Raw genomic sequence first — 21,642 nt, forward strand, 5'->3', positions numbered from 1 at the left:
TGCTCGGCCACACCGCGATCGGGCGCGAGCTCGCGCCCCGCGTGGCCGCGGCCCATGGCGCCGGCCACATCGCCGACGTCACCGCCATCGAGGTATCCGGCGATGGCGGCGACGTCGGCTTCGTCCGCCCGCTCTACGCCGGCAAGGCGTTCGAGCGGCGCAGCTTTGCCCCGGGCGCGAGGTGGGTCGTCTCCGTGCGCCCGAACAACCTGCCGGCGGCGGAGCCTGTGGACGCCGCCGAGCGCAAGGGCACCGTGCAGGCTTTGCCGTTCACGGTGCCGCCGCTGTACACCGCCGTGCGCAGCCTCGTGCGCCGCACCGGCGGCAAGCTTGACCTCGCCGAGGCCGACGTCGTCGTCTCCGGCGGTCGCGGCGTGCGCGGCGCGGCGGGCTTCGAGCCGCTGCAGGCGCTGGCGGACGCGCTCGGCGGCGCAGTCGGAGCCTCCCGCGGCGCCTGCGACGCCGGCTACTGCGACTATGCCCTGCAGATCGGGCAGACCGGCAAGGTCGTGACGCCGCAGCTCTATATCGCCTGCGGCATCAGCGGCGCGATTCAGCACCTTGCCGGCATGAGCCAGTCGCGCGTCATCGTCGCCATCAACAAGGACCCCGACGCGCCGATCTTCGGCGTCGCCGATTACGGCATCGTCGGCGACCTGTTCGAGGTCGTCCCGCTGCTGACCGCGGAGGTGCGGCGCGCCCGGGCCTAGCCTGGGGCGTCTATCGGCGCAAGCAGCTCGCCGATTCTCCCGCGCTCGGAATGTGCTGCATCCTCGCCCAGCTATGACGGCTCATCGAGCGCCATGCGGGATGCCGTTCCTACCATTATCGCGGCAATGCTCTGCGCCCTGCCCGTAAACGAGAAACAACGGGCCGGACTCGCCATGCGAGTTATGGCGAGTGCCGCCTTCGCCGTGGTGATGCCGCCTCCGCCGTGGTGATGCTGCCTTCGCCGTGGCGATGCCGCCTCCGACGAGAGCGATACAACCGGCTGCACGCAGCCGTTGGCTGCGATCCGATCGCGGAAATAGCGGTAATAACTACCGCTATTCCCCCTATCGACCGCAAAAATCCAAAAATAGCGGTAAAAAAGGGCGTTAATCTTCGTCCGTCCGCCCCTCAGGGGGGCAAACGGCCGGATTAACGCCCTTTTTTACCGCTATATTCCGTTATCGCTCCATCAAGCGCCGAATAACGCCGCTTTTTACCGCTATTTATACCGTCTCGTTCTACGGAGGCCGGAACGCGCTCGCTCCCCTGCCCTTCTTAGGCGGAAACGCGAGCCTGTCAATGCCGGGAGCCGCTCGCCCTTCCGTTCCGCCGCGAACAGTCAGTCACCGCCGCTCTCCCGGAGCGGGACAGCAACGGCCAGCCGGCCCTGTCCTCGCTGGCCATAGGGCGGAAGCGCCGCCTGTATCCGCCATCCCGCTCCCCGCTCCGCCGTCGCTCAGGCGTAATCCGGTATGCGGATCTCCCGGATGCAGTCCGGCGACTCGTAGTGATCGTCCCGGACCGCGTTCGTGACGGGATAAGCGCGCATGAGGTAGGCGTCCAACGCCTCCAAATGCTTGCGCAGGCCGCCGAATTCGGTGATGCGCGGATTCAGCCAATCCTCGATGCCATCCTCGTCCAGGATGACCGGAACCCGAGGCTGCCAGACCGACATCGCGCCGGAGGAGGCGGCCGTGATCATCGTGAAGGCGCGCACCTCCTGGCCGTTCACGTTTTTCCAGCAGTCGTAGACGCCCGCGATGCCCAGCAGCGGCTGACCGGGGACGACGATGTGCATGGCGCGGGGATCGCGCTCCTTGCCGAAATGCTTCTGCCCGAAGAAGCCGCTGCAAGGAAGCACGCAGCGCTGCCGGCGCAGCATCCGCTCCATGTACGGCTTCTCGGACAGGGTCAGATGATCCGCGTTGACGGAATCCTTCGCCCAGAACGGAAACAGCCCCCATCTCGACTCCTGCATCGTCCGCTGGTCGAAGCGGTCGTTCATGACGATCGACACCGTCTGCGTCGGCGTTACGTTAAACCGGTTCGTATACCCCCGTATTACCTTTTTGACCTGAAACCTTTCCACCATATCGCCAATTTCCGCCGTTAACGAAAACCGTTCAATCATCGCGACCACCCTTTTCACGTTGTTTGAACCAGTTTTTGTTAAAAGCGAGAAATGTATGCATCGCCTTCCAAATCTTCTTCGGTTACCCGCCCGGACCCGGTCCGCGGCCGCCCCTCAGGTCGTGAACCGCTTGCGGAACTTCAGGGGCGGCATCCCCGTATGCGATGCGAACAGCCGCGAGAAATGCGGCGTCTGCCGAAAGCCCGTCTCCTCGGCTACGCGCGCGATCGTCCAGTCGGTCTTAATGAGCAGCAGCTTCGCCTGGTCGAGCCTGTAGTAGAGCAAATATTGCTGCGGCGTGCAGTCGAATACCTCGGTCATGCAGCGCGTAATGTAGTTCGTATGCAGCTGGAGCACCTCGCTCAGCATCGTGTTGCTGATCGAGCTCCGGTAGTTCAGCTTCAAATAGGCGGCCGCCCGCTCCGCAACCGACACGGCCGCTTTCGCGGCATCCGAGCGCCATCCCTCGTCGAGCATCTGCAGCAAATGCAGAAACCGCTGCTGGCGGTCCCAGAACGCGCCGGGCGACGAGCTTTTGGCCGCTTCGTGCAGCTGCGAGAAGATCGCCTTCGCCTCGTCCGGGTAGGTCAGCTTCATCTGCTTCGGCAGCCTGATCGCATACGTGTAATAGTCGCCTCGGAGCGAACCGTTCTGACTGCCCTCGGTCTCTTCCCAGGCGCCGACCGTCTGGAAATGAATCCAGTCGAACACCGTATCCTCCTCGCACGGCTTCGTGGAATAGTGCCACCGGTCCGGCCGCAGGATGAGGACGTCGCCGGGCTCGAGCGTCCATTTGCGGTTGTCCTCCGCGACGTGCAGCGATCCCTCGTTGACGAACAGCAAATCGAACACGCCGAGATTCGTCCGGTTCGGATGCTCTTCCCCGGCGCGGTACGTCAGGCGGTTGGATTCGATGAAAAACGGCAAAGGCGGCGAACGGAACGTGAGCAATAAATCCTCTGACAACTTAATCTCTCCCAATTTGTAATAGGCCCGCGCTTCGGCCGAGCCTTCGCGTCGCCATTTTCCGCCGGCCGGTTCGCCGCCCTTGCATGCCGCGACGGAGACCGGCCGGCCGCGATGCGCTTGCCGATTGGTTGATTCCGGATGTAATCCGTGAAACTTCTCATGTGCAAATATGCAAAAATGACTATAGACCATGTTACTTGAAAACCGTTTCATTTGTCTATACCAAGCGCAGCAGTCTCACGCCATTCCTATTACTCTATAGCGGAAACAACTTAACGGTAAAAAACAATTAAGAATAAAGGATCCGGCCTCCGCGGCAAGCCGTCTTTCGAAGCGTTGCAACCCGATTTAACCCGGCAAAAAAAAATAAAGCCCCGGCCCATGCCGAAGCTTCCATTCCATTTCCCTATATACAATCAACCTGCCGCAAGCAAACCCGCCATTTGGCGGCCGAGGCTTCTTCCCTGCTCCTTCTCCTCCTCCGACGGGTTGTATTCGAACTTGATGCTCTCGCTCACGATGCTCGCCCCGAGCTTCCTGAGCCGCTCCTCGATGAGGTCGACCGCCCCGCAATAGATCGGGTAGGACGTGTCGCCCGAGCCGAACGCCGCGGCCCGCTTGCCGCCCAGCTCCAGCGATTCCATTCCTTCGTAGAAGTCGAGAAATTCGTCCGGAAGCTCGCCGTCCCCCCACGTATAAGCGCCGATGATGATCCCCTCGTATTCGGCAAGCTCATCCGGACTCGCGTCGAACGCGTCCTTGGCGACGACCTCCGCGCCCGCTTCCCTCGCGCCCTCCGCGATCGCCTCGGCCATCTCTTCCGTGTTTCCGGTCATGCTCGCGTAAACCACCAATATTTTCGACACCGGCATTCCTCCGCTCCTTTTATTCCCGGCATGCCCTCCGCACGCCTTCTTCTACATGCTTATCGATTGAATCCCTTGGAACAGCGTCGCCATGTACATGCTGTCGCCTTGCATGTCGACGTCCGTCACCGGACAACCGAGCTTCACCGGCAGCAGCGTCACCTGCTCCCGGATCATCGCAAGCTGGAACAGCCCCCGGTCGGTGCAGGCATAGACGTCCCTTCCCTTCGACAGCACGGAGAATAGAAACGGTCGTCCGAACCGCACCCGGTCGAACCGGCCCTTCTTGTCCCCGATGATCAGCTCTCCTGTATCGCTCGATCCGATGAGATGGCCTTTGAACGTCACCAGGCTCGTCACGCTCGTCTGAAGGTCGAAATGGGCCCAGTCGTCCATGAACCGGTCGTAAAGCGAGATGCCGCCCTCATGGGCGACGATCAAATATTGGGGAAGATTGAGGAAATCGAACACCCGCTTACCCTCGCACGCGGCCTTCTCCCACCGGGAACCGGCCTTCGTCCACAGCCCGCAATCCGTCGCCGCGTAGCAGGTTCCGCCGATTTTGCGGAACTGGTAGCAAGGCGCGTTCAGTCCGTCGTTCTTCCAGCCGTCCCCGTTCCATTCGTACAGCCCGCTATCCGTGCACGCGTGCAGCAAATCATGCTGCAGCTGCAGCCGGTTCACATGCGTCCATTCCGGCAGCCCCGCGTGAAGCTTATCCCAATTGCCTTCGGCATCGATATGGTAAACGCCGTGTCCGACGGAGGCCGCGTACAAGCCGTCCGCGCCGGCCTTGATCGACGAGAATGGAAAGAGCAGCCAGTTCCACGGCTTGCTCGCTTCGATCTGCATCCTGTTCACTCCTTCTTCCTCAGGTTATGTAATCCGGCGTCGCCCGAAGCGCCCGGCCCGTCGTTGATAATGATTATCACTTTCGTATACATGATAACCATTCTCAACGTCGTTGTCAATGGAAACGGCTGCGCGTTCCAAGCCGATCGCAGCGAGGCGGCAGGTCGTCTCCTCCCAACGAAAGCGAACGTGCATGTGGCGGCATCTTTATTTGAGTTACGCTTAGTGCTGTCTAATCTGTGAAAAAAATTAGTGAGGCGCTCTCACTAGTTATGAGCTTTGCTTCACTATTGCGGAAGGATTCGAGCACTTCTCCCCATTTCGTGAGGGAAACCTCACTCCCCATGAAGGCAGCCTCACGGAGAGTGAGATTTGCCTCACTCTTCCTCCGAATTTTACGCGAGCCGTCAAAAAACATGAGGCCTACCTCACTAATTAGTGAGTCTGTCTCATTGTTCTTCCCATAGACCCCCAATAACGGCAAAGGAGCACCGCCCTCTGCAGGACCGTGCTCCTCTTATGCATCAACCGCCCCGCCTACAATCCTAGCTGCAGCTTGAACAGAATCTTCACCCGATCCTGCTGGAACTGCACGTCGCTTACCGTCACGACATCCTGCAGGGGCAAATCCAGCGGGACGACGACCGGCTCGAGCAAGCCGAGCGGAAGGCCGATCTCCTTCAGCGTCAAGGATTGCGGGCGGAGCGCGATGTTCGGCGGCTGCCACTCCAAGGCGTATACCGCATCCAGCGCGGCGGGGATACGCTCCTTGTACGTCACGTTCAAACGCGCCTTGAGCCGCCCCTCTTCCAGCTGGAAGTCGGCGCCGTCAAGGCGGACGTCCTTCGCGAGCTCCATGGGAGCGCCGCCTTCTCCGCCGCCGTACTTGTCTTGAAGATGCTTTTTGATCAGATGGGTAATGTCCGATTCGGTCAGCACGAGCTCCGGCTTCAGCTGCTGCGCCGTATCCAGTACCTTCGCCTTGACGTCGATCGGCTCGTAGCGCATATCGAGCCGCTCGTCCGGCGCGATGTACGACAGCAGCCACCAGGCCGCCCCGCCCAGCAGAAGGACGAGAACGACGAGCGTCGTCAGCAATCTTCTTATCGCCCTGCGCACCAAGCATCCCTCCTTATTCCCGAAATAACGGCAAGCGCCTTACGTCAACGCTCCCGGATCGTGCTATAATGGATCAAAAAAATCATGATGCCGATTCATGTTTAAGCCGAGAGGAAGATCCCGTTATGAAGCTGAACCAATCCACGACCGAACGCATTGGCCTGGAGGAGATCGTGCAGGCGCAGATGCATTTGAAAGACGTCATTACGCGTACGCCGCTCCAGCATAACCGCGTGCTCTCCGAACGATACGGCTGTTCCGTTCTGCTGAAGCGGGAGGATCTGCAAGTCGTCCGTTCGTTCAAAATACGAGGCGCCTATCACCTGATGCGCTCCCTCGATCCCGATATGCTGGCGAAGGGCGTCGTCTGCGCGAGCGCCGGCAACCATGCGCAGGGCGTCGCCTATTCCTGCCAGACGCTCGGCATCCCGGGCAAAATCTACATGCCGAGCACGACGCCGCGACAGAAAGTGACGCAGGTGTCCTTCTTCGGCGGCTCGCGCGTCGAGGTCATCTTGACCGGCGACACATTCGACGATGCCTATGCGGAAGCGGTAGCCGAAAGCAGCCGCAGCGGCATGGCGTTCATCCATCCGTTCGACGACCGCAAAATCGTGGCCGGCAACGGCACGATCGGCCAAGAGCTGATGGAATCGGCCGAGAGCTCGCCCGATTACGTATTCGTTACCGTCGGCGGAGGCGGCCTAGCCGCCGGCGTCGCCTCCTACGTGAAATCCGTCTCCCCTACCACGAAGGTGATCGGCGTCGAGCCGGAAGGCGCACCGTCGCTTAAGGCTTCTCTCGAAGCCGGCGCCGTTACCCCGCTGGACCAAATCGACAAGTTCGTGGACGGCGCCGCGGTCAAGCGGGTCGGCGATTTGACGTTCGCCCTCTGCCGGGACCTGCTCGACGACGTGATCGTCGTGCCCGAAGGCAAAGTATGCACCGCGATGCTTGACCTATATAACGAGAACGCTATCGTCGCCGAGCCGGCCGGCGCGCTGCCGATCGCCGCGCTCGATGCGTACCGCGACCGGATTCAGGGCAAATCCGTCGTGTGCATCGTAAGCGGCGGCAACAACGACGTCGACCGGATGCAGGAAATCAAGGAGCGCTCGCTCATCTACGAAGGGCTCAAGCACTATTTCATGGTCAGCTTTCCTCAGCGCGCCGGGGCGCTTCGGGAGTTCCTCGATCAGGTGCTCGGCCCGACCGACGATATTACAAGATTCGAATATACGAAAAAATCGAATAAAGACAACGGTCCCGCCCTCGTCGGCATCGAGCTGAAGCACCGCTCCGATTACGAGCCGCTCGTCGGGCGCATGACGAAGAAGGGCTTCCAGTTTCTCGAGCTGAACAAGGATCCGGTCCTGTTCAACCTGCTTATTTGAGCGGCGGCATCGTCCGCTGCGCGCGGCAAATGCCAGCGGACCTTCCCCCGTCTTGAGCCGACGCCTCGAAGCGATCCTGCCTCATCGCGGCTGACCCGAGACCGGTTCCGCCGCTTCAAGCCTTAAGCGCAAAGCGCCCAGTCCCTTAACGAGGGCCGGGCGCTTTGCTTGCGTTACCAGGCGTACGCGCGTGGCGCCTCGCCGCCGGGACCGGGGAAAATCTCGTCGATGCGCTTCAGCGCCGACTCGTCGAGCGAGATTTCGACCGCGCGCAGCGAGCGCTTGAACTGGTCCAGCGTACGCACGCCGATGATCGGCGCCGTTACTGCCGGGTTCGCCAGCAGCCAGGCGAGCGACACGAGATCCTCCGGCTCGCCGAGCTCGTCGCAGAACGCCGCGTACGCGTCAAGCTGCTCGCGGTGCCGCTCGAGCCGCTTCGCGTCGCCGCTGCGGCGTCCGCCGTCCTTGCGGCGATGATTGCCCGCGAGCAAGCCGCCGTCGAGCGGGCTCCACGGAATGACGCCGAGGCCGAGCGCCTGCGAAGCCGGCAGCACCTCAAGCTCCGGCAAGCGGCAGAGCAGATTGTATTTGTGCTGCTCGGATACGAGTCCGAGATGGCCTCTCGCCTTCGCTTCGCCCTGCGCGAGAGCGATATCCCAGCCGGCGAAGTTGCTGGAGCCTACGTATCCGATTTTGCCTTGCGCCGACGCGGTTTCGAACGCGCCCCACAGCTCGTTCCAATTCACGCTGCGGTCGACGTGGTGCATTTGGTACAGCTCGATATGGTCGGTTTGCAGCCGTTTCAAGGAGCCTTCCAGATGCCTGCGGATTTTGTAGGCGGACAAGCCCGCCTCGCGGTTCGGACCGTCATGCGGATCATGCATATCGCCATATACTTTAGTAGCGAGAATGGTATGCTCGCGCCGACCGTCGCCCTGCCGGAACCATTTGCCGATAATTTCTTCCGTGCGTCCCGCGTTCTCGCCCCAGCCGTATATGTTCGCCGTGTCGAAGAAATTAATGCCCGCGTCCATCGCGGCATCCATGATGCGGAAGGATTCCTTCTCGTCGGTGTCCACGCCAAAATTCATCGTACCGAGGCATAACCGGCTGACCCGAAGCCCCGACCTTCCCAATTTCGCGTACTGCATACTCTTCATCGCTCCTTTGTTTAAAAAGAAATGGAATGATTTACTCATTTATTATACAAAAATTACACAAAGTAACCAAACGGCGTAAACGCCGGCTTTACAATCATCCGCTACACTATCGGCAGGAGGTGCGCCATGAATCGATTCGAAAATAACCGGCAGCCCAAAGTACTGCTGCTGTACGCCTCTTACGGAGAAGGGCATCTGCAGGTCGCCCGCGCGATCAAGAGCGCCTTGGAGGAACGCGGCAACGACCGCACGGTGATGATCGACCTGATGGCCGAGTCGCACCCGTGGCTGAACGAGATGACGCGCCGCTTCTACTTGAAAAGCTATACGCACATGCCGTCGCTGTACGGCTGGATGTACGATTTCACGAGGCCGATGAAGCATAACTCGCTGTTCGGCGGCTTGCTGCATTCGTTCGGCCGCGACAAAATCAGGCGCATTCTCGAGGCCGAGCGGCCGGATGCCGTCGTCCATACGTTTCCGTTCTTCGCCCTGCCGGGGCTGAAGCGCCGGACCCGCCTCATGCCGCCGTCCTACGCGGTCATCACCGACTTCGACCTGCACCGGCGGTGGGTGCATCCGAGCATCGACCGGTATTACGTCGCGACGAAGGACTTGAAGAAGGAGCTTACCCAGCTCGGCATTCCAGGCGGCTCCGTCAAGGTAAGCGGCATTCCGCTGAAGCGCGGGTTCCGCCAGACCAAGGCTACGCCCGAGCTTTACAACCGTTACGGGCTGCGCGCGGATCGGCCGGTCGTCCTGATCATGGCCGGCGCGCAAGGGGTCATGCCAGACGTGAACCGGATTTGCGAAGGCTTGCTGCAAAATCCGAACGTGCAAATCGCGCTCGTATGCGGCCATAACGATCAGATGAAGCAGCAGGTTGAACATCGATTCCGTCAGCTCTACGGCGGCTCGAGGCTCCATGTCTTCGGCTTCGTCGAGCAGATTCACGAGCTGATGGCGCTATCCGGCTGCCTGATTACGAAGCCGGGAGGCGTTACGCTGTCCGAGGCGATCGCCGCCGGGCTGCCCATCTTCGTCTATCGGCCGGTTCCCGGCCAGGAGCGGCAGAACGCCCTTTACCTGGAATCCAAAGGAGCCGCTATCATTGCCAACGACCCGGATGAGCTTTCGATGCAAATCCTTAGCCTGATCGGCGACCCGCTGCGGCTTACGGCCAGCAGGCTGTGCACGCGGCGTCTGCAAGCGTCGAATGCCGCGGCGGACAGCATAGCTTTGGATATTTTATCCAACTTGCGTATAATGGATAAAGCATCAATTCTATAACCTGGATAAGGAGCTTGTCCGTGCATACCCATCAAAAAAAATGGTTTGGGGCGGAGATGAGGCTTATCTCCGTCATTTTGTTTATCGTGGAATTCGTCAGGGGAGCCGTTCTTGTCAGCCTGCTTCCGATTTACGGCGCCAAGTCGCTGGGCCTCGCGCCCGACGTCATCGGCGTTGCCATATCCGCCCACTACATAACCGATACGCTGCTCAAAATGGCCATCGGCTACTTGCTGGACCGCTTCTCCGTCCGCCTCGTCGTGCAGACCGGCTTGATCATTTCGCTGGCCGGCGTCTATTTGCTCCAGTTCTCGGATCTTCCGTGGATGTTCATCGGCTCCGCCGCGCTGTACGGCATCGGCATGTCCCCGATCTGGATCGTCTGCCTGACGAAAGTATCCGAGCAGCAGCGCGGAACGCAGATGGGGCTGCTCTACACGATATGGATGGTCGGCCTCGGGAGCGGCCCGATCGTCTGTAATATTTTGCTCGATTACAGCGTATCGTTTACGTACCAGCTGCTTGTCTGGCTGTCCGTGCTCGCCTGCCTGCTGACCTTCTTCATGCGCAAGGGCAAAGCCGTAACGCTCCAACAGCTTCCGCTCCGCGAGCAGTTCGCCGTCCTCCGGGCAAGGCTCGGCCATATGAAGCTGCTGCTTCCGGGGATGATATTGCAGACGACGGGCGCCAGCATGCTCGTGCCGATCCTGCCGAGCTTCGCCGAATCGGAGCTTGGCCTCTCGGGCACCCAATACTCCATCCTGCTCACCGTCGGCGGCATATGCGCAGCCGGGGGACTCATGCCGATGGGGAGGCTGTCGGACAAATTGGGGGGCCGAAAGTGGTTTCTCGTCGCGGGCTTCGGCGCCTTCGCGTTCGGGCTGTACATGCTGGCGTGGGGGCTCTCGTTTTGGTATTGTTTACTTATAGCGATTGCACTGGGATTATCTTACGCCGCCGTATTGCCGGCCTGGAACGCGCTGCTCGCCACTTACGTCCCGCCGAAGCAGGAAGGGCTGGGCTGGGGCATCCTGTCCACCTTCGAAGGAATCGGCGTCATGATCGGTCCGGTCGCGGGCGGCTTCATCGCGGCCTGGAACGGGGAAACGGCCGTTTTCTGGGTCAGCGCCGTCCTCTTCGGGCTCATCGGCGCCTTTTATTTATGGTTTCCTTTTCAAGCCTTCGCGGCGGGCGGGGACGCTACAAACAAGTAGAACGGAGTCAAATATATGAACGAATGGCGGAACTGGCTGGAAAATATAAGGCACATGGATCTTGATGCGATCCAAGGGACGCTCGAGAGCTACTCTCAGTTGGGGCCGCTCCCGGGCATTCTGCTTCCGATGCTCGAATCGTTTCTTCCCTTTTTGCCCCTGATCGTCATCATAGCGGCCAACGCCAATATTTACGGCCTCGGCTTCGGCTTTTTATTTTCCTGGATCGGCGTGACGGCCGGGGCCTGCTGCGTGTTCTGGATCAGCCGCAAGCTGGGGCGCAACGTCAAGGGGCGGCTGGAGAAGCGTTTTCCGAAATCGGAGCGGTTCTTCAACTGGGTCGAGCGCAGAGGGTTCACGCCGCTGTTCCTGCTCGCCTGCTTCCCCTTCACCCCGTCCGTGGTCATTACGGTCGTATCCGGACTCAGCAAGGTGCCGTTTCATACGTTCCTGCTTGCGACGCTGCTCGGCAAAGCCGTCATGATCTTCAGCATTTCGTTGATCAGCTTCGATATCGGCAATCTGGTCGACGAGCCTTGGCGGATAATCGTCACCGTTACGGCCGTGCTCGTCATGTGGTTCGGCGGCAAAAGACTGGAATCCCGCTATCAGATCAACGGGTGAGGTGAACGCAGATGGCCGCATTGCACCTGTACGGAACCGTGCGCGCGGCAGCGCCCCTTGTCGCCTGGTTCGACGTCGCCGCGACGGCGGTCGTCCTTCTTGCGGCGGGAACGCTGCTCGGCGTCATGTTCCTGTTCGTGCGGATCGCGTCCGACGATTCCGACCGGTACAAGGAGCTGAAGGAGGTCGTCGAGACGCTGTTCGGCACTCCCGCCCATCTTAGGCGGAACCCCGACGACCGTCCGGATTCCGCCACCGCCCGGAGCGAAGCCGCGGCCTCCTCCGGCGTCGCCCCCTTCTCCGAGCCGTGCCCCGCTTGCGGCGAGACGGTGACCGAACGGCATCCCGAATGCCCATCCTGCGGGCTGCGCTTATTGTAGCGACGCCATCCGTCCTTACGCCCTTCCGTCCGCACTCATATATTTCTTCCTTTTGTGGCAAACTGTTGAGGATCTTCTCGTGAAGATGCGCATACGAACAAGACGAACAGGAGGGGTGACCCTGTGTCCAACGAGCATGCGTCGAATCAGCAGAAGGCCGCAAGCAAAGCGCAGTCGAAGGCAGATCGCGGCTTAACCGACAAACAAGCGGCCAGCGAGCAGCAATCGGAAGCCGACCGCGCCGCGGTGCCGAAGCACGGATTATAAGGACAGGAAGGTTGGTTGACACGATGAGCAGTCGAAATCATCATGAGATGAATCCGATTTCCGGCGAACCGGTCGAGGTGGAAGGCGTATACCGGAACGAATGGGGCCGCGAAGAAAAGCTGGACAGGGGCGACGTATTCCCGGCCGATCCGACGCAGGGAACGACGGAATGGGAGCTCGTAGAGATCGAATTCAACAATCACCACAAAGGACATACCGATCCGCGCTTGGTGCCGCATGACGACGACGACGATCCGGAAGCGCACATGCAGCATCCTCGCCGTCATGAGAGCAGCAGCAAGACGCAGGACAAGCAGTAGAGCGGCTTGCAGCGCTCCTTGAAGCGCAGCCGCGGCGGCAGCCGAAGGTACGCCTCGGGTGCGAGCCGATGCTCGTCAAATCAGTGCCGATGCTCGTCCGCCAGGTAATGCGGACCGAGCCGAAACAGCGGGATGGAGTGCCAATTGGCGACTCCGTCCCGCTGTTTTTCATAGACGCAGCATTTTGCACTCGTCGTATATCAGGCTTTCAACTACTCAGGCGCTATGCAGAGTCCCGCGTCCGGGATTCCGCATCGATTCCATACTCTTCGTTTATCAGGCTCCCATCCACTCAGACGCTATGCGGAGTCCCACGGCCGGGATGCCATACCCTCAGCCGTCGCGATTCCGCGGCCGGAGCGGCACGGATTCCCCACCCGCTCAGGCAGAATGCCGCATAACCAGCCGCCGCGATCCCGCATCCGTGACGCCCTCTCCCGTGGTCATTTTGCGCTTGCCCGCTGACGTGCCCTTGTCCAGCCTGACACGCCTGCTCTCCGCCCGTCGGTCGCAATCGAGCTACTGCTCCTCTTCCTCGGCGGGCTCGAGCTTGCCGACCTTCGCCTGATCGCCCCGCTGCCGCACCTGATCGAGCACCTTGTCCAGACGCCGCAGGTGATAGGCATATTCGAATATGCCCGACGCGACGAAGACGAGCCGCTTATGCTCGTCCGGATCTTCAAGGATCGACGCCGTCAGCTCCTTCACCAGCCGGTCCTCCCGCTCCTCCTCCGGTTCGATCTGCGCATGCGGCTTCATTTTGTCCTCGGCCTTCAGCAATATATGCTCGTGGTACTTCGTCAAATCCTCGATCTGCCTGTCGAACCGCTGCGCCCATTCGCTTGCGCTCGGGGAAGCGAAGTAGTGCTCCTCCACGACATCGAGCAGATCCGCTCCCTTCTGCAGCGTCTTGATCATCTGCTTCGACAGCAGCACCTGACGGGCGTGGCTCGTCTTCGCGCGGGCCAGCACCTTGCGCTCCTCCTCGAATACGGAATGGCTCTCCTCCAGCTTGCGCAGCGTGCCGTGCAGCTTGTCCTTCTCCGCGCGGTACACCTGCTCCTTCATCTCGTTCGAGATCGCCGTCCGAAGCAGCAGCGAGAGCTGACCGAAGGCCTGATGGACCATCGCCGTGAATTGCCTGCGCGGCCGGGGCGGGAAGACGAGCACGTTAACGGCGAACGATGCGCCGATGCCGGTCAGCACCATCAAGAACCGCTCGATCGCCGAGTTCCAGCCTTGCCCATGCGCCTCCATGATCGCGACGACCGTGACGAGCGTCAGGCTGATCGTGCTTTCCATCTTCAGCTTCATGCCGATCAGAATGACCGCGATGCAGACGAGTCCGACCGCGATCGGCGTATGACCGAACAGCCGGACGGCCGCCAGCGCGATAAGCGCGCCCAGCAGGTTCGTCTGGACTTGATCCGCCACGCGCTGCCAGGACCGGTAAATGGACGGCTGAATCGTGAAGATGGCCGCAACCGCCGCGATAAGCGGCGAGACGAAGCCGAACAGCCCGCTAAGGTAGATCGCGAGCGCGACGGCCATCCCCGTCTTTAATACCCTCGCCCCGATCGTCATGAATCCGCCGCCTCCGCCACGTTCAGCTCGGCCGCCGCGACCTCGCGCCCGTTGACCCACAGCGTCACCCGGTGCGCGCCGGGATAATGCCTGCGCGTCGTCAAATCCGCGAAGCGGTGTACGCGGACGCTCTCCGCCTCGGCGCCTCCGGCATATTCGCGGTCGGACAGCAGAAACTTTTTGAGCGACGTCTTGCCGCCCGATTTGACAAAATCGATGCCGTACTCGATGCGCAGCTTCGCCCGCTCTCCGTCGCGCAGCCGCACGCGGTAACGGATCGTCGCCTCGCCTCCGATCGGAACGCCGGCCGGCGCAACCTCAAGCGATGCGGACGCGACAAGCGGCCCCCCGCCCGCTTCCTCCCCGTGCTCCGTATAACCGAACAAGCCCATCACTCTCGAATCGGCCTTCTTGATCAGCGTCCGGCAGCCGTGACGGACGATCCAGTCCGTCCGCCCGTCCTCGCCGATCCAGGACGCGGCCAGTTCGGCGACGAGCCCCGGATGATCCTTCGCAATATCGTTCAGGTTATTTGCCACGCTTTTGCGCACGTAAAGGGACGGGTCGCGCTTCAGCTTCTCCAGAATCGGGATGATCGGCGACGGATCGCGTTTGAACATCGGCAAAGCTTGTCCCCACGGCAAGCGGGGTCGGATGCCTTCGCTGGACAGCCGCCGCACGTGCTCGTTCGGATGCTCCGCCCAGGCGAGCATCCGTCCGGCCATCCGCTCAGGGTCTGTCAATAGGAAAGGCCGCACCGCAAATTCCGAAGTCGAGCGCGTCGTGAATCTCGCCAGCGCCTCGAGCGACCGTTCCCAATGCTCGGGAGCCATGCCGTATACCTCCACGAAGTCGGGAAAAAACAAATAAGGAAACCCCGTGCACCGCTCGTCGATCCGGTATAATACATCGAGCGCCTCTTCATACGGCCGCGGCAGGGCTTCACCGAGCGCGACCGTTATTTTGCGCATGCGTGCCTTCAGCTCCAGCCTCTCCCAGTCTCCGTCCTTGACCCTCCGCGCAAAAGCCGCCTCGTCGAAAGGCGTCCACGCCGATTTCGCCAGCTCGGCGAATCGTTCGATAAACAAGCCGTCATAGATCGCCTTGAGCGGTTCCGCCATCGCTCATTCCTCCTTTATACTGCCGTTCTTATAATGTATCACATGTGCAAACGACTAACGAAATCCGAACCGGCGCCATCCGCGCGACTTCGTCCCGAAAGATCAAAAAGGCCCAGGAACGAGCCAATCGGCGCGTTACTGAGCCTTCTTCCTTCCTAAGCCGCTCTTACGCGTAGCGGGCGATGATGTCCGAAAGCTGCTGGGCGATCGCATTCGGGCCGGCCGCCAGCTGATCGTTCGAGAAGCGTACGCGGACGAACGATTCGTCCATATCCATCGCTTCGGCGAAGAAGCTCGCGAGACCTCTCGCGCGTCGGTCGATTTGAAGCACCAGCTCTAGCTCACGGTCAGAAGGGTAGAACATGACCTCAAGCTCGTCGAGCCGGCCGCGGAACTGGGTCGTCGGCACGAACTCCAGCTCCTGCACGAACGGCATTCCGCGGCCGAGACGGGAGGAATATTCGCACTCCGCTTTGCGCAAGCGGAAGCCGAGCAGATTAACCGCTTCAAGCACCGTATTCATCGGCGCCGACGGCACGACCTCGATCCGGTCGTTATCGCCCGGATCGACGCCGCCGCGCACGTCCAGCTCCGTCTTCACCCATACCGGCGCGCGTCCGATCGTAAGCGGCGTCTGATGCGGCAGACGGAACGAGAACGGCACGTCGCGCCGTTCCCCGGCCTGCAGCTTGAACGGCGCGCTCACATGGAAGCGGCCCACTTCGCCGCGCTGCGTATATTTCGTATCGTTGCTCTCGCGAATATATTCCGTCATAACCGATAGCTGAATCGTTTCGATCTGCTGTTCCACGCTGCCGCCCTGAATCTTGACCACGCCGCGGACTTCTTCTCCCGGCGAGTAGCGAGCCTTCTCCAGAAGCGTATCGATCTTTGCGGATCCGATCCCGATACTGGCCAAAAAACGATTAAACATGAACACGACCTCCACTCGAATGGTAATTAATCCTTACTGCATAAGCATACTACGACTTCTTGAAAAATAGGTTTCAAATTCGCATGAGCGCTTCGCTCGCCACGGGGCGCTCCTTGAACGGCAGCCGGATGCTGAAGGTGGTGCCGACGCCCATTTCGCTTTCGGCCGCAATTTGCCCCTGGTGATTGTCCACGATTTTGTAGGTCACCATAAGGCCTAAGCCCGTGCCCTTGTCCTTCGTCGTGTAGAACGGCTGACCGAGCGTGGACAGCTGCTCCTTCGAAATGCCGCAGCCTTCGTCCCGTATCCGGATGCCGACGGCCCCGGCGTCGTCAAGCGACATGTCGATCGAGACGACGCCGCCGTCCGGCATCGCTTCGATCGCGTTTTTGATCACGTTAATAAAAACCTGCTTCAATTGATTCTCTACGCCAAGCACCCATAGCGGCCGCTCTTCGGCGCGAAGCTCGATCACGACGTCGTGCAGAATCGCCTGCGTCTCCAGCAGCGTGACCGTCTCGGCCATGATCTGCCTCACGTCCCTATGCGTGAAATCGTACATCTGCGGCTTCGAGAGCATAAGCAGCTCGCTTACGATCGATTCGATCCGGACCAGCTCCGATTTCATAATAGCATAGAATTGGCCGTTGCTCGCCCTTCCCGTCGCGATCAGCTGCAGGAAGCCCTTGAGCGAAGTGAGCGGATTTCGGATTTCATGGGCGATGCCCGCCGCCAGCTGCCCGGCGACGTACAGCTTCTCCGAATTGATCAGCAGCTCCTCGTTCTTCTTCCGCTCCGAAATGTCGCGAATGATGACCTGCTCGATCTGCCTGCCCGAGAACGTCGTGCTCGCCCGGACGATTTCGGTATGGAGCGGCTTGCCCTTCATCGATTTCCACTGCAGCTCGATCGGTCTGGCGGGCGTTCCTTCGCCCTGGCTTCCGGCCTTCAGCCAGTCCTCCATTTCGCCGTGACAGCTCTCGACCAGCTGCCGGTAGATGCCCTTGCCGATCATGTCGCTCTCGTCGTTCGTCTCGAACAGGAGCAATCCCGCGCGATTCATATACTCCCACTTGCCGTCGCTGATTAAGGCGATCGTGTCCATCGAGTTCTCGACCAGCAGCCTGTAGCGTTCGTTGATTTGGCTGTACCGGTTGGCCGAGAACCAGGTCGTAAGGCTGAAGCTGAGGATGATTAAAGTGAAAATGCCCAGCATGAACGCCAGCATGAACAAATAGTCGTTGAACAGATCCGTCGACAGGATCGTGTCGTACTCGATCGTCAAGGCGTGCAGGCCGAGCTGGTGCATCAGCATATTCGCGAAGCCGAGCGCGAGGCTGCTTCTCAGCATATAGCCGGACCTCCTGCGCTCCAGCCAGTAAAAAGCCAAATAAGCGCCCGCGAAGCTGGCCAGGAAGGAGAGCGCGTACAGCATCCAGTTCATGTGCAGTCGGCTCACGGAATCGGACAGCATCGACGTATAGTGGAGCAAGGTCGAGCCGACCGCCATCAATATGGCGCTGAACGGCAGCCTCGCCCTCAGAAGCCCCGTCCTTCGCAGTACGAGCAGCGCCGAATAGATAATGATGACGCATACGAGCAAAATAAGCAGCATGGTCCAATCGATGATGATCCGGTAATCCGAAGCCAGCAGCGAGACGACGTGCATCGTCCAAATGCCGAGCCCGAATACGGCCGCTCCGCCGACGTTCCAATTGAAGCGGTCCGCCCTCTCTTTCGGCTGCTGCTCGATCATGTTCAACATGGTGTAGGAGGCAAAGCTCATAATGATCAATGATAACGATAAGTAATAGGGATCTCCCTGTATGATAGGGTCGTTCATGGTACTCCTTCAACTTCCGAATATTTACTCTCCATTAGAAGTTTCGACAATATCTAGTAAAATCCTCTCTAGTATTCGTAAGAAATTGCATATTTTTGTCAGAAATTAAGCGAAAGTTTCTCTTGCGCTCCGTTTCGGCTAAAATGTTAGCATAGGTCCGGAATAATCCGGCCATACTTGATAGACGGGACGGGAGTTGAAAGTATGAAAATCATGAAGGAATTCAAAGAGTTCGCCGTAAAAGGGAACGTGATCGACCTCGCGGTCGGCGTTATTATCGGCGGAGCGTTCGGGAAAATCGTAACCTCCCTCGTAAACGACCTTATTATGCCGCCGATCGGCCGTATTTTGGGAGGAGTTGACTTCAAGGATTTAAAAATCCCGCTCTACAGCGCTGAGGAAATTGCCATTTTGAAGGATAAGGATCCTTCCACAATTCCTTACATATCCTACGGCCAATTTATTAACGTCATGCTAGACTTTCTAATCGTTGCTTTCTGTATATTTATGTTGGTTAAAGTAATCAACGTGCTCCGCCGCAAAGAGAAGAAGGAAGAGGAGAAGCCGGCGGAGCCGACCGAGAAGGAATGCCCGTACTGCTTGTCCCAGGTGCCGATCAAGGCGACGCGCTGCAAGCATTGCACGTCCCACCTGGAGGCCGCCCAGCATGGCTGAGGAGCTGTTCGACATATACGACGAGCAGCTGCGGCCGATCGGAACCGCGACGCGCGCCGAAACCCACGCGAGAGGGTATTGGCATCGCACCTTCCATTGCTGGCTGACCCGGCGCGAGGGGGACCGCCGGTTCGCGTGGTTCCAGCTTCGCCAGGAAGGCAAGGATACGAATCCCGGCTGCTTCGACATCACTGCCGCCGGCCACCTGGCCGCCGGCGAATCGGTTCGCGAGGCGGTGCGCGAGCTCGAGGAGGAGCTCGGCGTGTCGGCCGCGTTCGAGCAGCTTATCCCGCTGTGCCGGGTACGGGAGGAAGCGAGCGGGGAAGTGAACGGCGCCAGATTCATCGACCGGGAGATCAGCGACGTTTTTGCCCTAGTGTACGACCTTCCGCTTGCCGGATTGAAGCTTCAGCCCGAAGAAGTGGCCGGGGTTTACGAGGCTGATCTCGACCAGCTGATTGCGCTGTTCGAGGGCTCGCTTGACGAGGCGCCTGCGATTGGCGTCCGGCTTGACGGCAATACAGGCAATCTGACCCGGGAGTCGCGGTCCGTGAAGGCCGATCAATTCGTGCCGCGCGATCCGGCCTATTACGTGGACGTGCTTCGGGCGCTTCGGGATTGTACGTAACGCGGGCTTCGCCCTCGTCCCTCCCGATGCGCAGCCCCCAAGCCCTTTCCCAATTGGCATACCATCTATCGATCAACCCATGGATGTTATAGAACTCCGTGTGCCGCGGCGCAAGGTCGAAATCGTTCAGCTCCGGCTGATTGTACAGCCGCTCCGCCATCTCGTGGAAGCAGCCGTGCAGGCTGAACTCGATAAAGCCGCCCAGCTCGTCGAGCGTTCGGAACGATTGCGGATTATAGGTGACTCGTTGTTCCGCCGCGGCATCGTAGCAAGGAGTGCGGCGAAACGCCTCCGGCACCTCAGGCCAGCCGGCGATCAATCGCGTGTCATAGCCCATCCCCTCGTACCACCGGTATACCCGGTTAATGAAATCGCGGTGAAACCGCAGAAATTTTTCCCCGAAGCCAGGAGGAGGAATCGTCCCCGGCGTCATGTGATTCGAATGGTGCCAGATGCGGTGCTCGTCGAGCAGCGCGCGCGGAAAATTCGGTATTAGCGGCATCCCTTTTCCCTCCATGCTTGTTCATTTCTATGCCCAATCGCTTCTACTATCCTATGCGGGGGCGGGCGCCTTCGTGTCTATTTGCGCATGCGAAAAAAGAGCTAGCCGACAGGTCGCGTTCGACCTTCCGGCGCAGCTCCTCCTTCACTTAAAATCTCTTAGAACCAGCAACAACTATTGCGGTTCTGCACGCCACCGACTTCATCCCGTACTCTTCTAACGCAAATGTCGAAAGTGATGACGACGTCGTTGTACCTGCCGAATCGGCAGCTGATACGGACGCAGTCGAATTCGCGCGTGCTGAAGAAATTGACTACGCGGCAGTCGCAATCCAGCAAGCAATTAATGGTTTTGGCGTCACGGCTGCGAATCGCTCTTACGAGCTTCTCCGCAACTTCTTCGTTTTTCAGCTGTCTGAAAATCTCGCTTAATTCCTTGCCTGCCTCCTGCACGCCTTCTACGGCCGGATCCTGCTTTTTGCGGCAATCGCAGCTAGAATTAGATACGCCTGCGCGACGAGTCGATTTGCTAGCGGTTCTCACATTACGAATTTTCATTTTGGCGGACATTACTATCCCCCCTCCCTCCTGAGACTACTCTATTCTATGAATCTTCAGAAGATTGGTATGGACGATTAATCCGAGGCAAATGTTGAAATCGGACAATTCCCGGGAAATTGCATTCGACAGAAGGTTGTCCGTTTAGACAAAAAAGGTCTATGTTCCACGCGGACATCATAGAGATATAACGGTAGGTATTGTCGATGAGATGAGGTGAGCAAGCCGTGTTCGAGCGACTAAACCGGCTTCAGGTGGAGCTGCCGCCGTCCCCCTACGCGGACGCGAACGCCGCGGCGGCCGTGCAGGAGCTGCTTGGCGGTAAATTCGGCGAAATGTCGACGCTGAACAATTACTTGTACCAATCGTTTAATTTCCGGGAGAAACAGAGGCTTAAGCCTTTCTATGATCTGGTAGCGAGCATTACGGCCGAGGAGCTCGGCCATGTCGAGCTTGTCGCGACGACGATCAACATGGTGCTTACCGGCACGACGTCTCCCGGCGACCCGAATTCGGCGCCGCTTAAGAACGGTCTGGACAAACGCAACAGCTATTTCTTTATCGGAACGGCCCAGACCTCGCTTCCGGGCGACTCCATGGGCCGCGCCTGGACGGGGGACAACGTGTTCAGCAGCGGCAATCTCGTGCTCGATCTGCTTCATAACTTCTTCCTGGAATGCGGTGCGCGCACGCACAAGATGCGCGTATACGAGATGACCGACCACCCGACCGCCCGGGCAATGATCGGGTACTTGCTCGTTCGCGGAGGCGTGCATGTGCTCGCGTACGCGAAGGCGCTGGAAATCGCGACGGGCGTCGACGTGAAGCGGCTCATCCCGATTCCCGACCTCAGCAACAACCGGTTCGAGACGGCCCGGAAGTACGAAGCGATGGGCATCGGCAATAAGATGTACACGTTCAGTCCGAACGATTACAAAGATCTCGTGCTCATCTGGAACGGGCAAAATCCGCTCACGGGCGCGCAGCTGGAGGTCATTCAAGGCGCGCCGCAAGGGGCGCCCATGCCCGACCTCGCCGAGGTGCCCGAGGAATTCGCCCCCGGCATTTCGCAGGAGGATTTTATGGAGATTGCCCGCAGGCTGCAGAAGAACGCCGGGCTGTAAGGTCCGTTTCACCTAGTAGAGTAAAGGGCTGGGGTGACCAGCCCCTCCTCATCAAACCGTACGTGCGGTTTTCCCGCATACGGCTTTCCGATGCTCT

The 21,642-nt window shown here is 59.7% G+C and carries 22 protein-coding genes; 11 read left to right on the forward strand and 11 right to left on the reverse strand.

Annotation, left to right across the window (positions count from 1 at the left end; genetic code table 11):
- Positions 1-710, forward strand: a 710-nt coding sequence (locus tag IDH41_RS30425) for an electron transfer flavoprotein subunit alpha/FixB family protein (protein ID WP_190867979.1), incomplete at its 5' end; no start/stop codon positions are given.
- A 737-nt stretch (positions 711-1,447) separates the two neighbouring features.
- On the opposite strand, the gene IDH41_RS30430 is transcribed toward IDH41_RS30425, so the two are convergent.
- From IDH41_RS30430 to IDH41_RS30450, 5 genes are all read right to left on the reverse strand, one after another.
- The gene (locus tag IDH41_RS30430; protein WP_190867981.1) at positions 1,448-2,122 is read right to left on the reverse strand and encodes an SOS response-associated peptidase; all 675 of its coding nucleotides are present in this window, start codon (positions 2,120-2,122) and stop codon (positions 1,448-1,450) included.
- A 114-nt stretch (positions 2,123-2,236) separates the two neighbouring features.
- The gene (locus tag IDH41_RS30435; RefSeq protein WP_190867983.1) at positions 2,237-3,088 is read right to left on the reverse strand and encodes an AraC family transcriptional regulator; all 852 of its coding nucleotides are present in this window, start codon (positions 3,086-3,088) and stop codon (positions 2,237-2,239) included.
- Positions 3,089-3,507: 419 nt separating this feature from the next.
- Positions 3,508-3,963, reverse strand: coding sequence for a flavodoxin (locus IDH41_RS30440; RefSeq protein WP_190867985.1), 456 nt, complete (start codon positions 3,961-3,963; stop codon positions 3,508-3,510).
- A gap of 45 nt (positions 3,964-4,008) precedes the next feature.
- Positions 4,009-4,809 (reverse strand): hypothetical protein, encoded by an 801-nt coding sequence (locus IDH41_RS30445; protein WP_190867987.1) that lies wholly within the window; start codon positions 4,807-4,809, stop codon positions 4,009-4,011.
- A 537-nt stretch (positions 4,810-5,346) separates the two neighbouring features.
- Positions 5,347-5,928: a hypothetical protein gene (locus IDH41_RS30450; RefSeq protein ID WP_190867989.1), complete on the reverse strand. Its 582-nt coding sequence runs from the start codon at positions 5,926-5,928 to the stop codon at positions 5,347-5,349.
- Between the two features lie 125 nt (positions 5,929-6,053).
- Between IDH41_RS30450 and ilvA the strand changes: the two genes are divergently transcribed.
- Positions 6,054-7,322 carry a threonine ammonia-lyase IlvA gene (gene ilvA / locus IDH41_RS30455; protein ID WP_190867991.1) on the forward strand — a complete coding sequence of 423 codons (1,269 nt, stop codon included), beginning with the start codon at positions 6,054-6,056 and terminating at the stop codon, positions 7,320-7,322.
- A 173-nt stretch (positions 7,323-7,495) separates the two neighbouring features.
- Here the strand turns inward: ilvA and IDH41_RS30460 are convergent, their stop codons facing one another.
- Positions 7,496-8,473 carry an aldo/keto reductase gene (locus IDH41_RS30460; protein WP_190867994.1) on the reverse strand — a complete coding sequence of 326 codons (978 nt, stop codon included), beginning with the start codon at positions 8,471-8,473 and terminating at the stop codon, positions 7,496-7,498.
- Positions 8,474-8,608: 135 nt separating this feature from the next.
- Between IDH41_RS30460 and IDH41_RS30465 the strand changes: the two genes are divergently transcribed.
- From IDH41_RS30465 to IDH41_RS30490, 6 genes are all read left to right on the forward strand, one after another.
- Positions 8,609-9,772, forward strand: a complete 1,164-nt coding sequence (locus IDH41_RS30465) for an MGDG synthase family glycosyltransferase (RefSeq protein ID WP_190867996.1) — start codon at positions 8,609-8,611, stop codon at positions 9,770-9,772.
- Between the two features lie 20 nt (positions 9,773-9,792).
- Positions 9,793-10,986, forward strand: a complete 1,194-nt coding sequence (locus IDH41_RS30470) for an MFS transporter (protein WP_317890851.1) — start codon at positions 9,793-9,795, stop codon at positions 10,984-10,986.
- Between the two features lie 15 nt (positions 10,987-11,001).
- Positions 11,002-11,610, forward strand: coding sequence for a TVP38/TMEM64 family protein (locus tag IDH41_RS30475; protein WP_190867998.1), 609 nt, complete (start codon positions 11,002-11,004; stop codon positions 11,608-11,610).
- An 11-nt stretch (positions 11,611-11,621) separates the two neighbouring features.
- The gene (locus IDH41_RS30480; RefSeq protein ID WP_190868000.1) at positions 11,622-11,990 is read left to right on the forward strand and encodes a hypothetical protein; all 369 of its coding nucleotides are present in this window, start codon (positions 11,622-11,624) and stop codon (positions 11,988-11,990) included.
- A 123-nt stretch (positions 11,991-12,113) separates the two neighbouring features.
- A complete protein-coding gene (locus tag IDH41_RS30485) occupies positions 12,114-12,257 on the forward strand; it encodes a hypothetical protein (protein WP_190868002.1) in 144 nt (47 codons plus the stop codon).
- A 23-nt stretch (positions 12,258-12,280) separates the two neighbouring features.
- Positions 12,281-12,577, forward strand: coding sequence for a transposase (locus IDH41_RS30490; protein WP_190868005.1), 297 nt, complete (start codon positions 12,281-12,283; stop codon positions 12,575-12,577).
- A 519-nt stretch (positions 12,578-13,096) separates the two neighbouring features.
- Here the strand turns inward: IDH41_RS30490 and IDH41_RS30495 are convergent.
- The 4 genes from IDH41_RS30495 to IDH41_RS30510 all read right to left on the reverse strand — a co-directional run bounded on the left by IDH41_RS30495 (position 13,097) and on the right by IDH41_RS30510 (position 18,059).
- On the reverse strand, positions 13,097-14,161 hold the full coding sequence (locus IDH41_RS30495; protein WP_190868006.1) for an FUSC family protein: 1,065 nt from the start codon (positions 14,159-14,161) through the stop codon (positions 13,097-13,099).
- Positions 14,158-15,282 carry a hypothetical protein gene (locus IDH41_RS30500; protein WP_190868008.1) on the reverse strand — a complete coding sequence of 375 codons (1,125 nt, stop codon included), beginning with the start codon at positions 15,280-15,282 and terminating at the stop codon, positions 14,158-14,160. Before IDH41_RS30500 ends, IDH41_RS30495 begins: the two co-directional genes overlap by 4 nt.
- Positions 15,283-15,448: 166 nt before the next feature.
- Positions 15,449-16,216, reverse strand: a complete 768-nt coding sequence (locus IDH41_RS30505) for a sporulation protein (protein WP_190868010.1) — start codon at positions 16,214-16,216, stop codon at positions 15,449-15,451.
- Positions 16,217-16,289: 73 nt separating this feature from the next.
- Positions 16,290-18,059, reverse strand: a complete 1,770-nt coding sequence (locus tag IDH41_RS30510) for an ATP-binding protein (RefSeq protein WP_190868012.1) — start codon at positions 18,057-18,059, stop codon at positions 16,290-16,292.
- A gap of 204 nt (positions 18,060-18,263) precedes the next feature.
- On the opposite strand from IDH41_RS30510, the gene mscL reads away from it, so the two are divergent.
- Positions 18,264-18,734 (forward strand): large-conductance mechanosensitive channel protein MscL, encoded by a 471-nt coding sequence (gene mscL / locus IDH41_RS30515; RefSeq protein ID WP_223830202.1) that lies wholly within the window; start codon positions 18,264-18,266, stop codon positions 18,732-18,734.
- Positions 18,727-19,362: an NUDIX hydrolase gene (locus IDH41_RS30520; protein ID WP_190868014.1), complete on the forward strand. Its 636-nt coding sequence runs from the start codon at positions 18,727-18,729 to the stop codon at positions 19,360-19,362. Before mscL ends, IDH41_RS30520 begins: the two co-directional genes overlap by 8 nt.
- Before the next feature lie 660 nt (positions 19,363-20,022).
- On the opposite strand, the gene IDH41_RS30525 is transcribed toward IDH41_RS30520, so the two are convergent.
- Entirely contained in the window at positions 20,023-20,433 is a 411-nt protein-coding gene (locus tag IDH41_RS30525; RefSeq protein ID WP_190868016.1) for a hypothetical protein, read from the reverse strand.
- Positions 20,434-20,648: 215 nt separating this feature from the next.
- Here IDH41_RS30525 and IDH41_RS30530 point away from each other — a divergent pair, with 215 nt between their 5' ends.
- Positions 20,649-21,545, forward strand: a complete 897-nt coding sequence (locus IDH41_RS30530) for a manganese catalase family protein (protein ID WP_190868018.1) — start codon at positions 20,649-20,651, stop codon at positions 21,543-21,545.
- Positions 21,546-21,642 lie beyond the last annotated feature (97 nt).

Origin of the sequence: Paenibacillus arenilitoris (assembly GCF_014705655.1) — a bacterium.
Lineage (GTDB): Bacteria > Bacillota > Bacilli > Paenibacillales > Paenibacillaceae > Pristimantibacillus > Pristimantibacillus arenilitoris.

Coding starts and splice junctions, on each gene's coding strand:
- IDH41_RS30430 (WP_190867981.1), bottom strand. CDS start 2,122: ATGATTGAACGGTTTTCGTTAACGGCGGAAATTGGCGATATGGTGGAA.
- IDH41_RS30440 (WP_190867985.1), bottom strand. CDS start 3,963: ATGCCGGTGTCGAAAATATTGGTGGTTTACGCGAGCATGACCGGAAAC.
- IDH41_RS30445 (WP_190867987.1), bottom strand. CDS start 4,809: ATGCAGATCGAAGCGAGCAAGCCGTGGAACTGGCTGCTCTTTCCATTC.
- ilvA (WP_190867991.1), top strand. CDS start 6,054: ATGAAGCTGAACCAATCCACGACCGAACGCATTGGCCTGGAGGAGATC.
- IDH41_RS30460 (WP_190867994.1), bottom strand. CDS start 8,473: ATGCAGTACGCGAAATTGGGAAGGTCGGGGCTTCGGGTCAGCCGGTTA.
- IDH41_RS30465 (WP_190867996.1), top strand. CDS start 8,609: ATGAATCGATTCGAAAATAACCGGCAGCCCAAAGTACTGCTGCTGTAC.
- IDH41_RS30475 (WP_190867998.1), top strand. CDS start 11,002: ATGAACGAATGGCGGAACTGGCTGGAAAATATAAGGCACATGGATCTT.
- IDH41_RS30480 (WP_190868000.1), top strand. CDS start 11,622: ATGGCCGCATTGCACCTGTACGGAACCGTGCGCGCGGCAGCGCCCCTT.
- IDH41_RS30490 (WP_190868005.1), top strand. CDS start 12,281: ATGAGCAGTCGAAATCATCATGAGATGAATCCGATTTCCGGCGAACCG.
- IDH41_RS30495 (WP_190868006.1), bottom strand. CDS start 14,161: ATGACGATCGGGGCGAGGGTATTAAAGACGGGGATGGCCGTCGCGCTC.
- IDH41_RS30500 (WP_190868008.1), bottom strand. CDS start 15,282: ATGGCGGAACCGCTCAAGGCGATCTATGACGGCTTGTTTATCGAACGA.
- IDH41_RS30505 (WP_190868010.1), bottom strand. CDS start 16,216: ATGTTTAATCGTTTTTTGGCCAGTATCGGGATCGGATCCGCAAAGATC.
- IDH41_RS30510 (WP_190868012.1), bottom strand. CDS start 18,059: ATGAACGACCCTATCATACAGGGAGATCCCTATTACTTATCGTTATCA.
- mscL (WP_223830202.1), top strand. CDS start 18,264: ATGAAAATCATGAAGGAATTCAAAGAGTTCGCCGTAAAAGGGAACGTG.
- IDH41_RS30520 (WP_190868014.1), top strand. CDS start 18,727: ATGGCTGAGGAGCTGTTCGACATATACGACGAGCAGCTGCGGCCGATC.
- IDH41_RS30525 (WP_190868016.1), bottom strand. CDS start 20,433: ATGTCCGCCAAAATGAAAATTCGTAATGTGAGAACCGCTAGCAAATCG.